General features: G+C 62.8%; 16 protein-coding genes. 4 read left to right on the forward strand and 12 right to left on the reverse strand.

Going from position 1 to position 17,891, the window contains the following annotated elements:
• Nucleotides 1-4: 4 nt before the first annotated feature.
• Both NKH63_RS11040 and NKH63_RS11045 read right to left on the reverse strand, forming a co-directional pair.
• Entirely contained in the window at nt 5-601 is a 597-nt protein-coding gene (locus NKH63_RS11040; RefSeq protein ID WP_352482812.1) for a histidine phosphatase family protein, read from the reverse strand.
• Entirely contained in the window at nt 598-1,701 is a 1,104-nt protein-coding gene (locus NKH63_RS11045; RefSeq protein WP_352482811.1) for an inositol-3-phosphate synthase, read from the reverse strand. The genes NKH63_RS11040 and NKH63_RS11045 overlap by 4 nt, the downstream gene beginning before the upstream one ends.
• A gap of 159 nt (nt 1,702-1,860) precedes the next feature.
• Here NKH63_RS11045 and NKH63_RS11050 point away from each other — a divergent pair, with 159 nt between their 5' ends.
• Nucleotides 1,861-3,693 (forward strand): hypothetical protein, encoded by a 1,833-nt coding sequence (locus NKH63_RS11050; protein ID WP_352547426.1) that lies wholly within the window; start codon nt 1,861-1,863, stop codon nt 3,691-3,693.
• Between the two features lie 251 nt (nt 3,694-3,944).
• On the opposite strand, the gene NKH63_RS11055 is transcribed toward NKH63_RS11050, so the two are convergent.
• From NKH63_RS11055 to NKH63_RS11090, 8 genes are read right to left on the reverse strand one after another with little or no spacing between them, the layout of a single operon-like run.
• A complete protein-coding gene (locus NKH63_RS11055) occupies nt 3,945-4,991 on the reverse strand; it encodes a UDP-glucuronic acid decarboxylase family protein (RefSeq protein ID WP_352547427.1) in 1,047 nt (348 codons plus the stop codon).
• Nucleotides 4,992-5,014: 23 nt separating this feature from the next.
• Nucleotides 5,015-6,124 carry a CgeB family protein gene (locus NKH63_RS11060; protein ID WP_352547428.1) on the reverse strand — a complete coding sequence of 370 codons (1,110 nt, stop codon included), beginning with the start codon at nt 6,122-6,124 and terminating at the stop codon, nt 5,015-5,017.
• The gene (locus tag NKH63_RS11065) at nt 6,121-7,215 is read right to left on the reverse strand and encodes a CgeB family protein (RefSeq protein WP_352590369.1); all 1,095 of its coding nucleotides are present in this window, start codon (nt 7,213-7,215) and stop codon (nt 6,121-6,123) included. Before NKH63_RS11065 ends, NKH63_RS11060 begins: the two co-directional genes overlap by 4 nt.
• On the reverse strand, nt 7,212-8,342 hold the full coding sequence (locus tag NKH63_RS11070) for a CgeB family protein (RefSeq protein ID WP_352482805.1): 1,131 nt from the start codon (nt 8,340-8,342) through the stop codon (nt 7,212-7,214). The genes NKH63_RS11065 and NKH63_RS11070 overlap by 4 nt, the downstream gene beginning before the upstream one ends.
• A 2-nt stretch (nt 8,343-8,344) precedes the next feature.
• On the reverse strand, nt 8,345-9,445 hold the full coding sequence (locus NKH63_RS11075; RefSeq protein WP_352917857.1) for a glycosyltransferase family 4 protein: 1,101 nt from the start codon (nt 9,443-9,445) through the stop codon (nt 8,345-8,347).
• The gene (locus tag NKH63_RS11080; RefSeq protein WP_352482803.1) at nt 9,430-10,722 is read right to left on the reverse strand and encodes a TIGR04295 family B12-binding domain-containing radical SAM protein; all 1,293 of its coding nucleotides are present in this window, start codon (nt 10,720-10,722) and stop codon (nt 9,430-9,432) included. The genes NKH63_RS11075 and NKH63_RS11080 overlap by 16 nt, the downstream gene beginning before the upstream one ends.
• A complete protein-coding gene (locus tag NKH63_RS11085) occupies nt 10,719-11,798 on the reverse strand; it encodes an NAD-dependent epimerase/dehydratase family protein (RefSeq protein ID WP_352917858.1) in 1,080 nt (359 codons plus the stop codon). Before NKH63_RS11085 ends, NKH63_RS11080 begins: the two co-directional genes overlap by 4 nt.
• Nucleotides 11,795-12,901 carry an NAD-dependent epimerase/dehydratase family protein gene (locus NKH63_RS11090; protein ID WP_352909409.1) on the reverse strand — a complete coding sequence of 369 codons (1,107 nt, stop codon included), beginning with the start codon at nt 12,899-12,901 and terminating at the stop codon, nt 11,795-11,797. Before NKH63_RS11090 ends, NKH63_RS11085 begins: the two co-directional genes overlap by 4 nt.
• 238 nt (nt 12,902-13,139) lie before the next feature.
• Between NKH63_RS11090 and NKH63_RS11095 the strand changes: the two genes are divergently transcribed.
• Entirely contained in the window at nt 13,140-13,412 is a 273-nt protein-coding gene (locus NKH63_RS11095; protein ID WP_023716631.1) for a hypothetical protein, read from the forward strand.
• 29 nt (nt 13,413-13,441) lie between these two features.
• On the opposite strand, the gene NKH63_RS11100 is transcribed toward NKH63_RS11095, so the two are convergent.
• Both NKH63_RS11100 and NKH63_RS11105 read right to left on the reverse strand, forming a co-directional pair.
• Nucleotides 13,442-13,990: a response regulator gene (locus NKH63_RS11100; protein WP_352547433.1), complete on the reverse strand. Its 549-nt coding sequence runs from the start codon at nt 13,988-13,990 to the stop codon at nt 13,442-13,444.
• 49 nt (nt 13,991-14,039) lie between these two features.
• Nucleotides 14,040-14,237 (reverse strand): hypothetical protein, encoded by a 198-nt coding sequence (locus tag NKH63_RS11105; protein WP_352917859.1) that lies wholly within the window; start codon nt 14,235-14,237, stop codon nt 14,040-14,042.
• A 148-nt stretch (nt 14,238-14,385) separates the two neighbouring features.
• On the opposite strand from NKH63_RS11105, the gene NKH63_RS11110 reads away from it, so the two are divergent.
• Nucleotides 14,386-17,490, forward strand: a complete 3,105-nt coding sequence (locus NKH63_RS11110) for a CheR family methyltransferase (protein ID WP_352917860.1) — start codon at nt 14,386-14,388, stop codon at nt 17,488-17,490.
• Nucleotides 17,487-17,846 (forward strand): response regulator, encoded by a 360-nt coding sequence (locus tag NKH63_RS11115; RefSeq protein WP_352493917.1) that lies wholly within the window; start codon nt 17,487-17,489, stop codon nt 17,844-17,846. The genes NKH63_RS11110 and NKH63_RS11115 overlap by 4 nt, the downstream gene beginning before the upstream one ends.
• Nucleotides 17,847-17,891 lie beyond the last annotated feature (45 nt).

Consider the following 17,891-nt stretch of genomic DNA (forward strand, 5'->3'; position numbering starts at 1 on the left):
CTCGTCAGGCAGCTTCGTTGAGTCTGACCAGCTTCGACCCCCAGTCTCCCCAAACAACTGTGGTGATCGATGCTGGGTCGATATCGAAACGAAAGCAGTTCCCCAGCGACAGGCCGAGCACTTTGCACACGGCGGCCTTGATGACGTCGGCATGGCTGACCAGTGCAACGCACTGGTTCTGGTATGTTCCGCGGACCTGCTCGATCAGCGAGACGACACGTTGCTGCACGTCCAGCATGGTCTCGCCGCTCGGTGTTCTCGCCTGCTGGCGCTGGTCGTTCCACACCCGCCAGTCGGCATCCTGGTTCAGTTCCTCGAAGGTCTTTCCCGACCAGGTGCCGAAGTCGATCTCATCGAGTTCCTCGCGGATCACGATTTCACCGGCATTGCAGGCGAGTGCAATCGGATTGGCCGTCTCCTGCGTGCGTTCGCGCGGGCTACAAAAGATTGCCGCTATCGCCTCGCGTGCCATACGGTCAGCCAGATGCGAGGCCTGTGCCCTGCCGGCTTCGCCGAGGCAAACGCCCGCCATCCGTCCGGCAAGATAACAGCCGACATTGTCATGCGCGGCGTGGCGGACCAGAAAGAACGTCGTCGTCATTCCGCGGCATCGAGCATCGGCTCGTCCTTACCGGCGATGAAAGAGAGCGTGCGCTGGCGGGCTTCCGCGTCGGTGAACTGCTCGGGCGGCGATTTCATGAAATAGCTGCAGGGACCGGTCAGCGCGCCTGCGATGCCGCGGTCGAGCGCCAGCTTGGCGCAACGCACCGCATCGATCACGACCCCGGCCGAGTTGGGCGAATCCCACACTTCCAGCTTGAGCTCGGCATTCAGCGGCACACCGCCGAAGGTCGTGCCTTCGACCCGGATATAGGCCCACTTGCGATCGGTCAGCCAAGGCACATGGTCGCTCGGCCCGACATGAATGTTGCCGGGCGCCAAGGGAACGTCGATCTGGCTGGTGACGGATTGCGTCTTTGAGATCTTCTTCGATTCCAGCCGCTCGCGCTCCAGCATGTTGAGGAAATCGGTGTTGCCGCCGAAATTGAGCTGGTAGGTGCGATCGATACGCACGCCGCGCTCACGAAACAGGTTGGCAAGCAGACGATGTACGATCGTCGCACCGACCTGGCTCTTGATGTCGTCGCCGATCAGCGGCAGGCCGTGTTGCTCGAAGCGGCGGCGCCACTCCGGCCGCGAGGCGATGAAGACTGGTATGCAGTTGACGAAGGCGCAGCCCGCATCGAGCGCGCACTCGGCATAAAAGCGCGTTGCCTCCTCCGAGCCGACTGGCAGATAGGACACCAGGATTTCGGCGCCGCTGTCGGCGAGGATCTTGCCGACATTGGCGACCGGCTCGTCGGCCTCCTCGATCTCGTCGCGCAGATATTTGCCGATGCCGTCCAGCGTCGGTCCGCGTTCGACGCGAGCGCCGGTAGGCGCCACATTGGCAAAGCGGAAAGTATTGTTCGGCGCGCTGTAGATCGCGTCTGCCACATCGCGTCCGACCTTGCCCTTGGCGACGTCGAATGCGCAGACCACTTCAATGTCCTTGACATGGTAGCCGCCAAGATCGGCGTGCATCAGCCCGGGTATGGGCTCATTGCTCCTTGCGTCGCGGTAATAGGTAATGCCCTGAACAAGGGAGGAAGCGCAGTTGCCGACGCCGACTATACCGATTCGAACTTTCTTCGATCCCACGAAACCGCTGCCTATGCTGTTGAAGGTAAGTTCTTCGTGCCAAACCGCCTTCCTCCCGGATTGTTCCTTGCCGGCTGCAAAAATCGTGCAACCGATAGTGGATCAAAGTAGCGCCCGCCGAGTTGTGCAGCGAGGGGTGAGGCCAACCAGGACGGGACAATGATCGTCTATGGCGACCACAAGCAAATGCAGAGCGCGCAACTTGTTCGCGGCTCAGCGTGCAAAGCGGCCGAGCACATTGCGGACATGCCAAGTGGGATCGAGCGCCACGCAGCCCTGGTCGGCCTGTTCATCAGGGCCTCGGAACTGGTCCAGGGCCTTGCCGATGCTGAATTCGAGGCCAACGGCACGGACCGGAATTCCCCACAGCGGATCGCGGGCGCAAATCTCCTGGTCGGCTTGGCCCGGCACGTGGGTAGATCGTGGGAGGCCGGGTTCACGATCGATGGCCCGGTCGAGGCAGACGTGCCGCGAATGTTGGCCGAACTCGAATGCGATGGCGACATCCTGACCGGCTCGGCTGAGGGCTACGCCCATTACGCGCTTTATCCGGAGAGCTATTTCGTCGCCGCGCGGCAGTCGGGTCTCGATGCGAACACATGCGTAATCGGCATCCGCAGCATCGGCCTGGGGCTTGCAGCGATGGTGGCTGCAGCCATCGGCGCACCAGCACCCGTCAGCGTCCGTCCGACCGGCCACCCGTTTCGCAGGCGGCTTGCCGCCGATCCGGAGTTGATCGGTGGCTGGATGACGAAACCGTCGGCCCGCTTTGCCATCGTCGACGAAGGCCCGGGCCTGTCCGGCAGTTCGTTCCACGCCGTGGTCGCATGGCTGCAAGGGCTAGGCATCGATGCCGGGCGCATCCATCTGTTCCCAAGCCATTTGGGTGGCCCGGGTCCCGAGGCTTCGGCGGACAGTCGCGAGGCATGGACGGTTTGCCAAAAACAAACCGTGGATTTCGAACGCACTTTCCCAGCTGGATCCGCTGTCCCGACGCTGCGGGACTGGGTAGCCCGGACGATCGGCAGCACAGCGGTCAGCCTGACCGAAATATCCGGCGGAGAGTGGCGTCGCTTTCGAGACAGGACGGAGGATCATTGGCCACCCGTTCACCGCGGCTTCGAGCGGCGAAAGTTCCTCGCTTCTGCGGGCCGGGAAAAATGGTCGGTCAAGTTCGTTGGCCTCGGCGAAATCGGAATGCACAAGGCCGAGACCGCCAGGACGCTGCACGATGCAGGCTTTGGTCCGGAAGTCGCCGGGCTGTGCCATGGCTTTCTCGTCGAACGCTGGATCGACGGTACAACGCTGGGCCGGGCAAGGCTTTCGAAAGAAAGAGTGGTCGCTCATCTCGCGCGCTATCTGGCCTGGCGCGCAGCCAATCTGCCCGCCTCTGAGCCGGGCGCCTCGCTGGAGGCGCTTGCCGACATGGCCGTGCGGAATACAAGTGAGGCGCTGGGCGAAAGCCGCGCGGCGGAACTGCAGAACTGGTTTTCGACACAGGCTCCACCCAAGAATATGCAGCGGGTCGAGATCGACGGGCGCCTTCATCCGTGGGAGTTCATCCTTTCGCGCGGCGGAACGCTGATCAAGACGGACGCCCTCGACCATTGCCGGTCGCACGATCTGGTCGGCTGTCAGGACATCGCCTGGGACATTGCCGGCGCCCGCGTCGAATATAGCCTCTCGGACGCGGCGACTGCGGCGCTTTGCAAGGCTGTGGAAGCGAGAGCTTCCCGTCCCGTCGATGCCAATCTGGTCCACTACTACGAGCCCTGCTATCTCGCCTTCCAGCTTGGCTTGTGGAGCATGGCTTTACGATCTGGCGATGATCGGGAACAGATCCGGCTGGCGGCCGCGGCAAGACGTTATACGGCGATGTTGCTTCGGTTCCTGGATACCCAAGGGCACCTGCGGCCCTTCGAGCAGGATCAGTCCAGCCGGCGAAGCATATCCGCTTCCTTTTCGAGGATGGCGGCTACCTCTTCCCGCTGAAGATGCGTCAGCATCAGGCTCACGCAACATTCCAGATAGGTGATGGAGGCGCGCCGCAGGAAGGCAGCCGTCTCTCTTGCGGCCATTTGCTCAATGTCTTTGGCGGATCGCTTCGGATGCACAAATCGTCTCCGTGCCGGTACCCTGGCCGAACCGGAAGCTGGACGGGTTGTTCCCGCGACGAGAAAAAGTGACCGACGATCGGCGCGAAACGACCGTGATCTCCGAGGGGAACGTGGCAAATACTGCCGTCAGGCCGGCAGATTTTGCAGCCGGCCTGATGCAGAATGCACGCTGGTGGCAATTCGCCGTGTTCTGTCGACCGTCTGCGTCGTCTCAAGCTCGGTAAAATAGCTGACTGTATGCATCAAACCTTGCCTGAGCGGCACTTTTGGCGACCAGCCGAGAAGCTTCTTTGCACGGGAAATGTCGGGTTGCCGACGACGAGGATCGTCTTGCGGCAGCGGCAGGAATTTCAAGGCCGATCCGGTTCTGGTCATGCGCCTCACCAGGCCCGCCAATTGCAGGATGGTGAACTCCCCCGGATTGCCGAGATTGACCGGCTGGCGCGGGCTGGGATTGACCTCCATCAACCGGATCAAGCCGTCGACCAGATCGGAAACGTAGCAGAACGACCTGGTCTGCAGCCCGTCGCCGAATATCGTCAGCGGCCGTCTCTCGAGTGCCTGCACGATCAAATTGGAAACAATCCGTCCGTCCGCAGGGTCCATCCTGGGACCATAGGTGTTGAAGATGCGCGCGACGCGGATATCGGCTTTTCCCATTCTCAAATAATCGAAGCACAATGTTTCGGCGGTGCGCTTGCCTTCGTCATAGCAGGCGCGGGGGCCGATGCAGTTCACATGGCCGACATAGTCCTCCCTTTGCGGATGCTGTTCTGGATCGCCATACACTTCGCTGGTGGACGCCTGCAGGAAGCGGGCACCATTGCGGGCGGCGAGCTCCAGCAGATTGAGCGTCCCGATGACGCAAGTCCGCGTCGTGTGGACCGGGTCGGCCTGATAGCGTGGCGGCGAGGCCGCGCACGCCATGTTGAAGATGCGGTCCACCCGTTCGCCAAGCTCCAACGGCCGGCAAATGTCCTGCTTGATCAGCCGAAAATCCGGACGATCGGCGATCGATGCTATGTTCTCCATACGGCCGGTCAGGAAATTGTCGACGCAGATCACGCGCCAGCCGGCCTGGAGCAATGTCTCGCAAAGATGCGAACCGAGGAAGCCAGCGCCGCCGGCGACAAGCACGGTCCTGGTCCGTTGCGCCTTTCTTGATAGCTGCATCTCTATTTTCTCCCGTCTGCGGGTCATGCTGCACTCTCGACATCCAGATCGAGAGCAGAACGTGGCGATTTGGCCCGCGCCAGCAGCGAAACGAATTCGCGGGCTCTCGCGGTGCTGGTGTGGGCTGCCAGGATGAGCACGCGCGCTTGCCTGGCCATGGCAAGCCGGGCGCCGTCGGATTCCCCAGACAGGATGCCGATCACGTCCTCGGTCCTGCGCGCCGTGTGGATCGTCCGCTCTGGAAACAGGCTGTCCAGTCCGGCCCAGCTATCGCTGATGATCGCCGTGCCGCAGGCGGCTGCCTCGAAGAGTCGCACGCTGGGCGACCATCCGGCCGCGATCATGGAACTGCGCGTGACGTTCAACGTGTAACGTTGGCGGCTGTAAAAGGCCGCGTGATCTGCCGGTGGCAGGTGTTCGATGCGATCGACATTGTCCGGCCAGGCAATTTCACGCGGATATTGCGAGCCGGCCACGACGAAGCGGCGCTCCGGCATGCGACGCGCCGGTTCGAACAACAGCGCCTCCAGCGTCGCCTGGCGGTCGGGGCTGTAAGTGCCGAGATAGCCGAGATCCCAGCGGATTGGATCACCGGTTCCGTGGTGCCGTTCCGGGTCGACGGAACAGTAGAGCGGCTCGGCCCGCCTCGCGCCGAATTCCGCCGTCAGACGGGCAAGCGTCGGTCCGCCGGTGAACGAGAAGTAGACGTCGAAATACGGGACCTGCCGCCTGGCAATGTACTCGCAATCATCGGTTGAAAGTTTCGCCAGCGTAACCGGCGTGTCGATATCGTAGAAGCAGAACTGACCCGTGCACAGCGACGCCACGACGTCGATGATTTCAGGGCCTTCAGGAACGAAGGACCCGACGACTACGATATCGGCCTCGCGCAGGCAGCGCGCGAAATTGCGGCGAAGATCATCGGTCGTTTCATAGTAGCGCAAGGCGCAGAAATCGGGATCGCGCAGATCCCGGTGACTTGCGTACCACGGCACGTCGCGTTCGAGAAAGGTGACGCGGTGGCCGAGTTCGCGGAGACCTTTAAGCAGCCCCCGAAAGGTGGTGGCGTGGCCGTTTCCCCAGGACGACGAGAGTGACAGGCCAAGAAAGACGATGTCGAGTGGCTTTGTCATTCCGCCGCCTCCACGGTCGGACGCTCGAAATGGCGCCTGAAAATGGCGTCGGCCAAAACGGCCCGTGTCGTATAAGTATGTTCGCCAAGCACCCGCCGAAGCGCAGATGCCCCGATCGCCTTGGCCCGTTCGGCGCTAAGGCTTTGCATGATCTCGGCGACATCGTCGCCATCGCGCGCGACCAGGATTTCCTCACCGGGTTTCAGGAACAGGTCGACACCGAGCCAGGCGTCGGTGATGAGGCATGCGCCGGCGCCCGCGGCCTCGAAAACGCGCGTCGCAGGCGAAAAGCCGTTGGCCGCCATGCTGTCGCGGCTGATGTTCAGCACCGCCTTGGCCGTGACGTTCAGTGCATTGTGGTCACGCGTGCCGACATGGCCGAGCCATCGGACATTGGCGGGCATCTGCTTGTCGCCCCAGCCCGATCCGCCGAGCAGGAAGCGCTGATCGGCCAGGCGGCTGGCCGGGTCGAGGAAGAAGGCCTCGACGCGCGCCTCGCGGTCCGGCAGCCGGTTACCGAGAAAGGCGAGATCGCAGGCAAAGCGCATATCCTTGCCGACAGGATGATGCGTTTCCGGATCGAGCGCATTGTAGATCGGCACACATTCGGCGGCCCCCATGGCCCGATAGGCCCAGACCACGGGATCGCCGCCGCCATAGGTCAGCACCAGGTCGATTTCCTGCAGCGCGCGATGCAGCGGGTGGTCGGGCTCGTCGCGTAACTGGCCAAGTGTCGCCGGCGCATCGACATCCCAGAACACGGTCAGCGCATCGGCACGGGCGTGATCGAGCACCGCCCGCAGCAGCGCGTCGTCGGCGAAACCGACGCCACTCGCCTTGACGACGATGTCCGCGTCGGCCGCCCGCGCCGCCACCTGCATGAGCGCATTCGGGGTGGCCTCGTAGACGACGACGGCACACCAGTCCGGCGCCTCGATGTCGCGGTTCTTCTGGCGATCGTAGACGTCCGGCTCATAGAAGATGATGTCGTAGCCGAGCCTGGCCAGAGCCTTGAGCAGTCCGCGGTAATAAGTCGCCGCGCCATTCCAATAGGACGACAGCAGGCTCGACCCGTAAAATGCGATCTTCATTCGGCGGCCTCCTTTGCAAGGATCGTATCGGCGGCTTGGCGGTGCCCGCATTCGGCGAGCACGCCGAACAATTCATCCGCCCGATGCCGGCACGTGTGCCGTGAGCGAATAGTCTCGAGGCCCGATGTCGCCAGAGAAGCGGCGAGATCCGCGTCACGCAGCACGGCGCGAAGATGATGCCGCATCTCGAAGCCGGTGTTTGCAAACAGGAAATCGGTGCCCGGCCTGAACAGACGTTCGACATCGGACCACGGCGCCGAAACGAGTGGGATGCCGCAGGCGAGCGCCTCGAACATGCGGATGGTCGGGATGCCGGGCAGGCTTTCGCGATATGGACGCCGCGGGATGTGAACCGTGATGCGGTTCGCCGCGAATGCCTTCGGCACGTCGGCATTGGCGATCCAGCCTTCGTAGCGCAGGCCGGCGGTGGCGAGGTCGGCGAGCGCCTCGCGTGGATAGCGGACGCCGTGGACAGTGCCGCTCAGGCCAAGTTCATGCACCGGGTCGACCAGGAACTCCCTGATTTCGGTGCTGCGCTCGTCGTCGCCCCAATTGCCGATCCAGATCAGGTCGGCGCTACGCTCGATTTCAGGATGCGGCTGGAACAGGTGGTCATCGGCTGCCTCGTGCCAGGTGAAGACCCGCTTGCCCCATCCGGCGCGAAGATAGCTTTCCCGCAGCGCTTCGCCGAAGGCGAGCACGCCATCGTAATGTTCAAGCTGCAAGGCGGAAATCGCTTGCGTGGCCGAGATGGCGCGATGGTGCGTGTCGTGAAACAGCAGCGTGAAACGGCCGCCAATTGCTTTCGCCCTGCCCAGCCGCGCGACAAGGTCCGGCGCGGTCCACTCGTGCACGATCACCACATCGGCATCGGAGATCCAGGCTTCGTGGTCGAAGGCGGCGTCATAGGTGACCGTCATCAACTCCGGAAAATCTTTCCGGAATCGCTCGATCGCGAAGGACCCTTTCTCGGCCAGCAGGTTCGACCGGCTCCAGCCGTCGGCGGGCTCCAGCGCAATCGCCTGGTGCCCACGCGCGACCAGCTCGCGCATGATGCCGCGCAGGAAATGTGCGTTGCCGTGGTTCCAGTCGGAAACGATCGAATGGGTGTAGAATAAAAACCGCATAATCAACTATCCGCCATGGTGGCCAGGGCCGCCTTGTCGTAGACGCCGCGCATGGCGGTCGCCTGTCTTGCCAATGAAAATCTGCGGCTTCGGCGGGCGGCTGCCTCACCGAGTTCTCGCCGGCGCTGCGTGTCGCTGCAAAGACCATTGATGCATCTGGCGAGATCGCCCGGATCGCGCGCGTCGTAGAACATGGCCGCCCCGTCCCACAATTCGCGGTAGGTCGAGATATCGGCAAGCACCAAAGGCGTCGCCGACATTGCGGCTTCCAGCGTGGCCAGGCCGAACGGTTCGTAGAGCGACGGCGATACGAAAATGCCGGCCCGCGCCATCAGCGAGCGCACTTCCTCGTGTGGTAACGGCCCGACGGGAACGGCGTGGCTGAAGCCAACATGCTGGCCGTCCGGCCCTTGCCGCGAACCGGCGACGAAGACCGGCCATTGCGTTAGGGAGGCGGCCTGGTCAAGCACCGCCGCGTTCTTTCCTTCATCCCACCAGCGCGCGGCGGCGAAAACCACCGATTCCCGCCTTTCGCCCTTCGCGCCCGGCCGTGCGCCGTTGCCGACGACGCTCAGCCGCGCGATCGGCCCGTAGCAGGTTTCGAGCATGTCGGCATGGCTGCGGCTCGGTGCAACGACCATGCCTGCTTTGTCGAAACCGCGCCGGTTACGGTCCTTTTGCCAGGCCCACTCGCCGTCCGCCGCCTGTCCCTTGACGGCGTGGAACCATGTCACGACGCAGGAATGCGATACCGCAACGATGGGGCAGGGCACGTCGAGCGCCGCCGCCTGCGTCGGCGCATTGAGATGGACGACGTCGACAGCGTAGTCACGTATGAGTGGGCGCAGCTCCTGCTGCAATGTGTCGAGAACGTGCTCGCTGCGGGTCATCCAGTCCGGCGGCGTGTTGAGCCATGTCAGCGCCGCGAAAGACTGGGCCTCCTCGGCCTGCTGCCTGGACGGTTCCGGACCAAGCCCGGCAAGCACGACGCTGTCGCCGCCGGCGACCAGTTGCCCGGCCAGATCGAGCGTATAGCGCCAGACGCCACCGACGGCATCGACGGTCATCAGTATGCGACGCGGCGGGCTCAGTGTCCGCAACATGTGGCCTCCAATTCGGCCAGCGGACGCGGCCGCTTCTCCTGGATGTCGCTGAACGTTCGGAAGGATGCGAGGTAATGTTCATGCGCGCGCTCCCAGGCGAGGTCGTCGGGCTCGCCCCAAAGTTCGCGGTAGCTCGGCGAACTCGGATAAGGATAGAGCGGCACCGGTTCGTTGGCCCAAACGCCGTTGTCGATCAGGTGCTTTCGCCAATAATCGACGAGCGCGGGATCGTCCTCGACCACGCCGATCAGATTGGCCTGCACGAACGGCACGTGGCGCCTTGCGTCGACCAGCAGCGCGGCCAGCTCCTCGGTGCCCAGCCGGCAGCGTTTCGCCAGCATGGCGCGGCCTTCCACAGTCAGGCTTTCGAGGCCCGCCTCGATCGAGACGCAGCCGGCGGCACCGAGCAGCTTCAGCAATTCCGGCTTCCAGAGGTCGATACGGGTCTGCACGCCGAACTTCACATCGCGATCGACCAGCGCCTCCAGCAATGCCTTTTGCGGCAGGAAGATCTCGTCGATGAAGTAGATGTAGCCGACACCCTGTGCGATCAGCCGGTCGATCTCGGCGATCACTGCTTCGTGGTTCCGGCGGCGATAGGCATCGCGGAAATCGATCTTGGCGCAGAAACTGCAATTATACGGGCAGCCGCGCGACGCCTCGACCTCCGCGCCAAAACCGACCTGGTTGTCGTCGAAGCGGTGATGGTGGTGCGAATGCGCGGCAATCCAGTCCGATGGCCATTCGAGCGGCGGGTGATCGATGAACGAGCTCGCATGCACGCCGCCGTTCGAGACCAGTTCTCCATCCTCGAAATGGGCGGTGGACGGCACCGCGGTCCAGTCGTCGCGCCGGGCAAGTTCCGCGACCACTTCCTCGCATTCGCCGCGCACGACAATGTTGACGCCAAGCTTGCGCAAAGTCGGCGTCGGCGTCGCCGAGCCATGCGGCCCGACGGCGACGGTGCGACCGCCGCGCCCGGCAAGATGATTGAGGAAATCGGCCGGCACGCGCAACTCGGGCGGTGCGCAGCGCCAGAACAGGTAGGTCGGCGCGGTGCTGACGACGGTTATGTCAGGCTCGAATGCGGCGGCGCGATCGGCGAGCGCGGCGTTGTCGAGCTTCTGGATCTGCCCGTCCAGCATCAGCACCTCGTGGCCGGCAGCTTCGAGCAGCGCTTTCGAATAGCCGAGTTCGAGCGGCAGATGCGGCTGGCGGCAGCCGAAATAGATGCTGTCCTGGTAGGTCCAGGACGGATTGACCAGGGCGACCTTCATGCCACGTACCTCGCCGGTTCGGGATGCGGGTCGAGGCGATGACGCTGCAGCCAGTCGGCGAGGTCGCGGATGCCGTTTTGCCACGAGACATGCGCTTTCCACCCCAGCGCCGCCTCGATCGCGCGCGTGTCGGCGACGAAGAATGGTTGGTCACCGGTGCGTTCGCGGTCGTAACGGATCGGAACGTCCCGTTTCGTTATGTCGCGAATCTCCTTCAGCAGCACGCGCAGGCTGACGGCGTTTTCCGGTCCGCCGCCGAGATTGAATGCTTGCCCCTTGACCGCCTCGATCCGGTCCAGCACAGCGCGATAAGCCGCTACCGCGTCGGCAACATGGAGGATGTCGCGCACCTGCTTGCCATCGCCATAGATGGTGATCGGCCGGTCGGAGAACGCGCTAAGCAGGAAATGGGCGACCCAGCCCTGATCCTCCGTCCCGAACTGGCGCGGTCCATAAATGCAGCTCATGCGCAGCACCGCCGTCGGCAGATCGTATGACTTGGCGTAATCGAGGACATACTGGTCGGCAGCGCCCTTGGAGCAGCCATAGGGCGTGCAAAAATCGAGGCCGCGCGTCTCGTCGACGCCGTGCGCACGGATGCCCGCATCGCAGGGCGCGTATTTGCCGTCCTCTTCGCGCATGGCGAGATCGGCGAGGCGGCCATAGACCTTGTTGGTGCTGGCGAAAACGACGGGGATGCGCTTGCCGCTGCGGCGAGCGGCTTCCAGGACGTTGAACGTGCCGCGCAGGTTGATGTCGAAATCCTCGTCCGGCCGAACCAGGCTGGTGGTGACGGCGGTCTGCGCGGCAAGGTGGAAAACTGCCTTCGAACCTGCGACCAGCGGCGTGAGCGCCTTTGCGTCACGGATATCGGCGATTTCGACGGCGAGGCGGTTGCCGTGCTTTTGCGTCAGCCATTCGAGGTTCTGCTCGACGCCGGGACGGCTCAGATTGTCGATGACCAGCACCGGCTCGCCGTCCGACAACAGGCTGTCGGCGAGGTTCGAGCCGATAAAGCCGCTGCCGCCGATAATGGCGATGGGCGCTTCGCGAAAATTGCGTGAATCCGGTCTCATGACACCAGCCCTCGCACTTCGAGTTCCCGCTTCATCTCGGCGCTGCGATCGATGGCGACCGTGTTACGCACCCATGCGACGAAATCGCCGAGCGAATGCTCCAGCCGGTACTGCGGCTGGAAGCCGAGCAGTTCGCGCGCCTTCGAGATATCGGCAAAGCAGTTGCGGATATCACCGGAGCGTGCCTTGCCGAGGATTTCCGGCTGGCGGCCGGGCACGCCCATCGCCTCGGCAAGCAGCCGGGCGACCTCGCTGACCGCGTAGGCGCGCCCGCTGCCGATGTTGATGACGTGGCCGCACGCCTTGGGCTGTTCCAGCGCCAGCCGGAAGGCGAGGGCAACATCGCGTACATGAACGAAATCGCGCTGCTGTTCGCCGTCTTCGAAAATCAGCGGCCGCTGGCCATTGGCGATGCGGGAGGCGAAGTTCGCCAACACGCCGGTATATGGGTTCGAGAGCGCTTGTCCTGCGCCGAAGACATTGAACAGGCGCAGCGCCACCGCGTCGACGCCATAGGCTTCGCCGAAGATCAGCACGGCACGTTCCTGGGCATATTTTGTCAGCGCGTAGATCGAGGCGAGGTCGACCGGTTTTTGCTCGTCGGTGGGCAACGGCGACAGGACTTCACCTTCCGGCGACAGGGGATTCCATTGGCCGCTGCGGATGTCGTCCGGCTGCCGTTTTGCATTGTCGATGCGCCGGCCGTCCGGCGTGGCATAGAGACCCTCGCCATAGACACTCATCGATGACGCAACGACGATCCGTTCGATCGGGCGTTTGATCAGCGCCTCCAGCAACGTGGCAGTGCCGAGGTCGTTGGCGCCGACATAACGGGCGATCTCGTACATGGACTGGCCGACGCCCACTTCAGCCGCCAGGTGAATGATCGAGTCGACATCTTCGACGGCTTCGGCGATGGCGTCGCGATCGCGAACGTCGCCTTTGATCAGCTTGGCACCTGGCGGCAGGCTGATTGCCTCGCCGCCATGCACCTGATCCAGCAGCGCATCGAGAATTGAAACCCCATAGCCATGTTCAACGAGTTCCTGGGCGACGTGGCGGCCGATGAAACCGCAGCCTCCCGTGACCAGTATACGTTTCACGACAGCTCCTTATACGAATGGCTTTGCCGCCCCAAACTTCCGGGCGAAAGGTTTGTTCCCTTGCTTCAACAAAGTTCAGGAGGCTCGCCGGGGTAGGTTTCAACCAGGCGTGGGAACATCGAAGGCTGCTTGGTGTTAGGAGCCATGTTCGACCAACCGCGCGCACATGCCGGGCAGCGATGCATCTGCTGGTTGTGCAACGCGGGGGATCTCGCGGTGGAATCGAAGGGAGATTGCGATGTCTGAATCGAAGACGACCACCGATCACGACGAAATCCGCCGCTGGGCCGAGGACCGCGACGGGCGGCCGGCGGTGGTGCGCACCAAGGGCGAGGGCGGCATATTGCGCATCGACTTCGGCGAGCCTGAAGAGACGTTTGAGCCCGTTGAATGGGACGAGTTCTTCAGGATCTTCGATGAGAACGAACTGGCCTTCCTCTACCAGGATGAGACCAGCGGCGGAAAGACCAGCCGCTTCAACAAATTCGTCGAGCGCAGCCGGAAAAGCTAACATCGTCCAGTTGCCGGCGGCGGCCGTGGTTAGTGCAGCAGGTTTGCTCCACGTGCCTTGACGATGTTTCGCATGATGCCGTTGAGCCAATCCTCTGTCGAGGAACCAGATCGTCTGTTGTCGATTTCGCCGATGGCCTGCTCGAGCGTTCGCTCGACCAGCCGGTCGGAAGCATCCATGTCTCCCAGCAGCAGACGTGCCGCGAGCCGGAGCTTAGGCAGAAGCGAAAATACGTCGTCTGAGGGCTCGGACGCTCGGCCTCCTTTCGATGCCGACGTCTCGGCCGGAAAAAGAGCGTCGAAAACAGCCTGGCCGTCCGAGGACTTTCTGAGACTGCTGGCATATCGAAGGCGCTCAGGAATAACGATGTCTTCATCGCCGCTGAAAAACACGAACGGCACGCCACGGCGCATCAGTTCGTCCGCTATCGGGAATACCCGTCTTCCGTTGAGATTGACGTCCAGGATCGCAGCTTCCGCCTCCTCCGTGTGTTTCGACGCCTGTTCGACCGTCGCCACGGGGCCAAGTACGACGGCGCCCATCTTGCTGAAATAACGTGCAAGATCGCCCGCCAGCATCCATTCGTCCTCGACGATCAGGATATGCAAGCCTTGCAGGTCGCGCACCTCATTGATCCTTCTTCCTGCGGGTTTTACGGCTGTCGGCGCAGACTTGTTCAAAGTGACGAGCCAGAACCTCTTGCAACCGTTCCGCGAGCGCGAGCAGGCGAGGCGGAATGTTCTCAGACACCGGGAACTTGGTCAGGTCCGGCGAGGGCAACAGGATGCGCTTGGCCGGCTTTATTTCAGGTGGTCGTTTTTCCATTGGAACCGCCTCCAAAGTCAAATGTTAATGCCCACCGACGGTGCTTTGTTCCGTTGGTAGACTATTCGCTGGCCGGAGGCTCGGCGCGGTCTTAGTCTAAGGCCCGATTTGGCGGCTTTGTGTTCGCGGCGGTTGTCAGGGGCGTGGCGTGGCATCCCAGAATGGAAGATTTCCCATTGTCGGTGTCGGCGCATCGGCCGGCGGCATTCCCGCGATGGAGGGCCTGTTCAAAGGACTGACCGGCGGCACCGGCATGGCGTTCGTCGTCGTCACCCATCTCAGCCCGGAGCGGGAAAGCCTGCTGCACGAGGTCATCCGACGTTATACCGAAATGCCGGTCGTCGTGGCCGAGGAGGGCGCAGCGGTCCAACCCGACCAGGTCTATGTGATGCCGCAAAACGTCGTCCTCACCATCCGCAAGGGCGCGCTTTCGCTGCGCAGGCCGAACACGCTCAACCGCGAGCGCAAGCCGATCGACATCTTCTTCAGCGCATTGGCCGAGGACCAGGGCGAGTATGCCGTCGGCATTATCTTGTCGGGTGGTGATTCGGACGGCACGCTCGGCGCCAGGGCAATCAAGGAGCATGGCGGGCTGACCATTGCCCAGGCGTCCAACGGTTCCGCCCCACGCAATCCGGACATGCCGCAGAGCGCGATTTCGAGCGGCCTGATCGACATAGCGGCGCCCGCCGAGCAGATCGGTGCAAAGCTTCAGGCGTTTGCTCGCGGCTTCGATGTGCTGCACGGACTGACCGAGGCGGACGACGAACACAAGGCCGGGATGGATCGGGCCCGCGATGAAATCTACGCCATTTTGCGCAGCCATTCCGGTCACGACTTTTCCGGCTACAAGACCAAGACGTTCCTGCGTCGCGTAAAGCGGCGCATGCAGATCACGCAACTGCAGTCGGTCACCACCTACATAGAGCGGCTGAAGAGGGATCCCGACGAGGTGGCGAAGCTGTTTCGCGACCTGCTCGTCAACGTCACCAGCTTTTTCCGCGACGCCGAAGCGTTCAAATTGCTGGAGGACAAGATCCTACCGCAGATTTTCGAAGGCAAGAACGCCTCCGATGCGGTGCGTGTCTGGGTACCCGGCTGCGCCACCGGCGAGGAAGTGTTCTCGATCGGCATGCTGATGCGCGAACGTATGGAGAAGCTTTCCGCGCCGCCGCGCGTCCAGATATTCGCGACCGACATCGACGAGCCGGCGCTCGCGGTGGCGCGTGCGGCGCGTTATCCCGAAGCGCTGCTGCACGGGCTTTCGCCACAGCGTAGGCAACGCTTTTTCAACAGCGACGGCGCGAGCTACGTGCTTGGCAACGAGGTGCGCGAACTGTGCATCTTTTCGCCGCACAGCATTATCCGCGATCCTCCCTTCTCGCGCATGGATATGATTTCCTGCCGCAACCTGCTGATCTATTTCGGCCCGCAGATCCAGAACCGGGTGATTCCAATCTTCCATTACGCGCTGAGGCCGGGCGGCTATCTGTTCCTCGGCACCTCGGAAAGCGTCGGTCAGTACGGCGACCTTTTTGCCACGGTCGACAAGAAGCATCGGATTTTCCAGGCGCGGGAACATTCCACGCCGCGGCCGCTGGTTCTGATCGGCAATGGCCCCACGGGTGCCCTTCCGGTCGGACGCGGCGGCTCGACGAAGGATGCCGCCAGCCATTCACTACGCCAGGCGATCGAGGCTCAGGTGCTGGAGCGGTTCGCCCCGCCTCACGTTCTGGTCAATGGCGATGGCGACATCGTCTACTATTCGGCGAGGACGGGCAAATATCTGGAAGCACCGCAAGGCGCCCCGAGCCGGCAGTTGCTGACACTGGCCCGCCGCGGGCTGAGACTTGAGCTGCGCGCCGCGTTGCGGGAGGCAGCCACGACGCGCCGCACGGTCGTTCGGGAGAACATAGCGGTCGAAGAAGACGACGGACAGCTTCAGTTCATTACACTGATGGTCGAGCCGTACACGGAACGCGGCAATGGCGAGCCCCTCTACCTCGTCCTGTTCAATCCGGTGGGACAGGCCCAGATCCGCTCCGATCCGGCACGCGAAAGCCGCGGCGCCGAAGATGCGACCGATCTCGAACGGGAGTTGCGCGACACGCGCGATCGGCTGCAGTCGACCATCGAGGAATACGAGACCGCGCTGGAGGAAGTAAAGTCTTCGAACGAGGAACTCGTCTCCGTCAATGAAGAGGCGCAGTCGACCAATGAGGAGCTTGAGGCCTCGAAGGAGGAGATGCAGTCGCTCAACGAAGAGCTCAACACCATCAACGCAGAGCTGACTGGCAAGATAGAGGAACTCGACCGCGCCAACAGCGATCTCAGAAACCTGTTCGAAAGCACGGAAATCGCCACCATCTTCCTCGACCGCAATCTTGTGGTGCGGACCTTCACTCCCGCCGCGTCGTCGTTCTTCAACTTGCGTCCGTCCGATGTCGGCCGACCGCTGACCGATCTTTCGAGCCAGCTCGACTACCCCGAGTTGAAGCGGCACATCCAGGCGGTGTTCGAGACGGGAGAGACCCTGAACCATCACCTTGCGCGCGACGACAAGGGCCGCTTCTACTTGGTTCGCATCAACCCTTACCGGGACAAAGGCGGCAGCATCCAGGGCGTGGTCGTGACCCTGATCGACGTGACGACGCTGGCGCAGGCTGAAGAGCGTCAGCAGGTGCTCATCTCGGAGCTGAACCATCGTGTCAAGAACATGCTGGCGGTCGTCGCCAGCATCACCAACCGGACGCGTGAAAACTCGGCCTCGAAAGACGAGTTCGCCGAAGCCTTGATCGGCCGGCTGCAGGCGATGTCACGAGCCTACAGTCTGCTCTCGCGAGAAAGCTGGACGGAAGCCTCCGTCGAGGAACTGCTGCGCCATGAACTCGATCCCTTTGGGGCCGAACGGTTCGAGCTCGATGGCAAGCGGGTAAGCCTCAAGCCTGTGCAAGGGCTCTCCTTCGGCATGGCAATTCATGAGCTGGCGACGAATGCCGCCAAATATGGCGCACTGTCGAAACCTGCCGGGCGGATAGTTGTCAAATGGTCGGTGGCGGATGGCACCTTCAAGCTCGTCTGGCGCGAGAAGGGCGGCCCCCGCATCAAGGAGCCAACCGACAGCGGCTTCGGCCTTACCCTTCTGCGTGGAGAAATCGGTTACAGGCTGGGCGGAAAAGTTGAAACAAGTTTCCGCTCAAATGGTTTGGAGGTGGAAATTGCATTCCCTCTGACCCGCGAGGGCTCGTCGTGACCGGAAAGGTGCGTGTGCTGATCGTCGAGGATGAATGGCTGATCGCCGACGACGCGGCGGCTTACCTGCGCAAGGCCGGCCATCAGGTGGTTGGGCCGGTTTCGTCGGTGACGGCGGCCCTCCGGCTCGTTGGCGAAGGCGGGATCGACGCGGCGCTATTGGATATCCAGTTGAACGATGAAACCAGTTATCCGGTCGCGGAGGCATTGCGGGGGCGAGGCGTGCCGTTCGCTTTCCTCTCCGGGTATGGCGAACGCGAGATTCCGGCCGGGTTCCGCGCTTGCAGGATCGTGCAGAAGCCGGCGAGCCAGAGTGCGATCCTGAATGCCGTGGATGAACTCGCGCGAGCCGGCTGAGGTCATGATTTGAACCAAGCCACATCCGCATAGTGCGTGCCTGCC

This window comes from Mesorhizobium sp. M0960 (genome assembly GCF_040319055.1).
Taxonomy (GTDB): Bacteria; Pseudomonadota; Alphaproteobacteria; order Rhizobiales; family Rhizobiaceae; genus Mesorhizobium.

Bases quoted from the DNA above. Each gene is read 5' to 3' on its own strand.
- NKH63_RS11040 (WP_352482812.1), bottom strand. From the start codon at position 601: ATGACGACGACGTTCTTTCTGGTCCGCCACGCCGCGCATGACAATGTC.
- NKH63_RS11050 (WP_352547426.1), top strand. From the start codon at position 1,861: ATGATCGTCTATGGCGACCACAAGCAAATGCAGAGCGCGCAACTTGTT.
- NKH63_RS11055 (WP_352547427.1), bottom strand. From the start codon at position 4,991: ATGCAGCTATCAAGAAAGGCGCAACGGACCAGGACCGTGCTTGTCGCC.
- NKH63_RS11060 (WP_352547428.1), bottom strand. From the start codon at position 6,124: ATGACAAAGCCACTCGACATCGTCTTTCTTGGCCTGTCACTCTCGTCG.
- NKH63_RS11065 (WP_352590369.1), bottom strand. From the start codon at position 7,215: ATGAAGATCGCATTTTACGGGTCGAGCCTGCTGTCGTCCTATTGGAAT.
- NKH63_RS11070 (WP_352482805.1), bottom strand. From the start codon at position 8,342: ATGCGGTTTTTATTCTACACCCATTCGATCGTTTCCGACTGGAACCAC.
- NKH63_RS11075 (WP_352917857.1), bottom strand. From the start codon at position 9,445: ATGTTGCGGACACTGAGCCCGCCGCGTCGCATACTGATGACCGTCGAT.
- NKH63_RS11080 (WP_352482803.1), bottom strand. From the start codon at position 10,722: ATGAAGGTCGCCCTGGTCAATCCGTCCTGGACCTACCAGGACAGCATC.
- NKH63_RS11085 (WP_352917858.1), bottom strand. From the start codon at position 11,798: ATGAGACCGGATTCACGCAATTTTCGCGAAGCGCCCATCGCCATTATC.
- NKH63_RS11095 (WP_023716631.1), top strand. From the start codon at position 13,140: ATGTCTGAATCGAAGACGACCACCGATCACGACGAAATCCGCCGCTGG.
- NKH63_RS11100 (WP_352547433.1), bottom strand. From the start codon at position 13,990: ATGCTGGCGGGCGATCTTGCACGTTATTTCAGCAAGATGGGCGCCGTC.
- NKH63_RS11105 (WP_352917859.1), bottom strand. From the start codon at position 14,237: ATGGAAAAACGACCACCTGAAATAAAGCCGGCCAAGCGCATCCTGTTG.